Below are 1,683 nucleotides of genomic sequence, written 5' to 3' on the forward strand. Positions count from 1 at the left end.
CGCTCATCCCGCGCGCATCGATGCGGGAAAAGAGCTCTCCGTCGGCGCTTCGGGCGACGTCGGGTGGATGAGCTCAAAGCGGCAAACGGTGACGGGTTCGTTCTCCAGCGGTCTCACCGTCCGCACCGTGCAGCGCAGTGTTGACCCCTGCACGCACCTGGAGATCAGCGGCAACCCGGTGAAGTTCTTCCAGGGCCACAACCTGTGGGGAGCGGACGATGTTCCGGGCTTGGTGATGGCCACCATGGAGCACTTGGTCGGGGTTCTCTCTCTCGCCCCCACTGACCTCGATCGGCTGGCGTGGTCTGTAGGGGATGTGCAGATCACTCGCGTTGACGTCACCCAGTCGTTTCACCTGCAAAGCCGTGGAGAAGTTCTGGCGTGGCTTCGCGCCGCCGAGCAGACCGCCCACTTGTCGCACCGTGGCCGCGGCCAGCTGGTCAAGGGTTCGACCCTGTATTTCGGTCAGCACAGCCGCCGCTGGTCGCTCAAGCTCTACAGCAAGGGTCAGGAGATTCACGCCCGTGGCCATGGCCAAGATGCCATCCTCAACCTGCCCCACGCGGTCGCGTGGGCTGACCGCACACTGCGCGCCGAGCTGACCATCCGCAGCATGGAGTTGAAGCGCATGGCCCTCGATCAGGTGGCCGCTTGGAAAGACGTGGACGGTGTACCATTTGACGCCTCGGTGTTACTCCGAGACCGACTGGGAAGCATGACCATGACCACCGCACGCACATTGCCGGAAGACGTCATCGCGTCGCTCACCACGGGCCAGCACAACGCGTATCTGGCTTGGGCAGCAGGCAACGATTTGCGCGAGACGATGAGCCGTCCGAGCTTCTACCGGTTGCGCTCGAAATTGCTTCCGCACGGCGTTGATATCGCCACGCTGATGCCGAAGGAAGTCTCCAACGTGGTGCCCCTCTATCGCGTCTTGGAGGCCGTCCCTGTGTCGGTCCCTGATTGGGCTGTCGGCACACCCCTCTATTTCGAGCCACGACGCGTCGCTTAGCCGCTGCGCCCCTGCGAAGCGGGGGGTGCTGCGATTGACGCGTCATCCCCGGAGTTACACCGAATCGCGTAATCTGCGGCCATGACGAAGCCGCGCACGTTCGATGGAAAGAGCATGACTGGAACCGGCCCGTGGGCTGGCTTTTCGTTTGTGAATGGCAACTTGGTGACGCCGGAGAATCACGTCATCGAGCCCCACCAGCTGACATGGCTCTCGCTCACTTGCGAGATAGCTCGGGAGTTCCGTCGCATGATGGATGACGAGCGTCTGGCCGTTGCCGAGGCACGGCCCATCGAACCCGTCACCGACATCCGCAGCCGCCTTCGGCATCGTCGCCGTCTTCGTGCAGCAGCCGCCATCAAGAGGCCGTAGCTGCGGGGGCGGACAGCAAGGCGGACTGTCCGCCGTGGCCGACGCCGTGGCTATGGCCACCATCGCGACTGGAACATAAAGGGCGCATCGCACAGCGCGCTGTTTTCGGGCTGAAAGCCCTGCCCTGCCTCGTTTCGTAACGCATCAAGCAAAAGACCGGGTGCATCGCATGTGGGATGCGCTCGCGGGTGTGGGAGCAGAAAACGGATAACAGGGTTAGATCTGCCCGTGTCGTCGCCCCGTCCCGCGTTCGACCGAGCTCACGCACACGCCATCCCCACCGCGCGCCGCTGACC

The 1,683-nt window shown here is 63.6% G+C and carries 2 protein-coding genes; both read left to right on the forward strand.

The genetic code is table 11. From position 1 onward, the window contains the following. Positions 1 to 1,015, forward strand: a 1,015-nt coding sequence (locus tag CKY51_RS22285) for a phage/plasmid replication protein, II/X family (protein WP_152250077.1), incomplete at its 5' end; no start/stop codon positions are given. 81 nt (positions 1,016 to 1,096) lie between these two features. Beyond that, complete coding sequence (locus tag CKY51_RS22290) at positions 1,097 to 1,387, forward strand: DUF3653 domain-containing protein (RefSeq protein ID WP_057502500.1); 291 nt, start codon at positions 1,097 to 1,099, stop codon at positions 1,385 to 1,387. Positions 1,388 to 1,683: the final 296 nt, after the last annotated feature.

The organism is Xanthomonas maliensis, assembly GCF_009192945.1.
Lineage (GTDB): Bacteria > Pseudomonadota > Gammaproteobacteria > Xanthomonadales > Xanthomonadaceae > Xanthomonas > Xanthomonas maliensis.

What these genes read in the sequence shown, in the direction of transcription:
- CKY51_RS22290 (WP_057502500.1), top strand. Translation starts at nt 1,097, where the DNA reads ATGACGAAGCCGCGCACGTTCGATGGAAAGAGCATGACTGGAACCGGC.